Below are 663 nucleotides of genomic sequence, written 5' to 3'. Positions count from 1 at the left end.
TAAGTAACCTCATTACGGTCAGCATTAATACTAGCGGTATAAGGGGCTGTAAAAACCGAGGTTAAACTTAACTTGTTGTTTAAATCTAACCCCGCTAACAACTCTTTGTTCGCTGAAAGTGTTATAGGCCTTTTACCTCTAACTCCTGCACCTTTTAGGTTAATAGTCTTAAAAATCCTTGTCAACTGTGCAGCTAATCTGCTACCTGCCATGATCTGAAGTACACCACTCAAAGCGGTTCTTAATGCCTTACCAACCTTGGCAGCTCCACCAAACTCGGTATTGTTCTCTCTCGTACGTGCAAAGTTCGGGTCACTTTGTATACGTTCCTTTGTAGGTCCTCCAGCCATACGGGCTAAATACTCTCCATTAGAAGTGTAAAACGATACACCTCCAATATTACCTACTAACTTAATTAATCCTTTTTGCTTACTCATAACATAAAGATTTAGAGGCTCACCTGAAAAAGATAAGCGGGTTACACAATAAAAAAGCTTGGACTAGTCATAGCAACTTGGTTAGCAAACCAACGTAACACGGTTACATAAAACACAACTTCAAAAACGATGCTAAACTCACAAAAGAAATGTTAAAGTTTAGTTGTAAGGTAGTTGGCAAAAAATTATCTTTGGTCTACGATAATGCAGGCGGGACGTTCTTTTT

At 38.9% G+C, this 663-nt stretch carries 1 pseudogene; it reads right to left on the bottom strand.

Annotation, left to right across the window (positions count from 1 at the left end):
- Positions 1–437 (bottom strand): annotated as a pseudogene (locus tag LCI24_RS16920) (hypothetical protein); the annotation flags it as partial.
- Positions 438–663: the final 226 nt, after the last annotated feature.

Origin of the sequence: Tenacibaculum larymnensis, assembly GCF_028829235.1 — a bacterium.
In the GTDB taxonomy this organism is placed as follows: domain Bacteria; phylum Bacteroidota; class Bacteroidia; order Flavobacteriales; family Flavobacteriaceae; genus Polaribacter; species Polaribacter larymnensis.
This window is presented reverse-complemented; position numbering and strand designations above follow the sequence as displayed.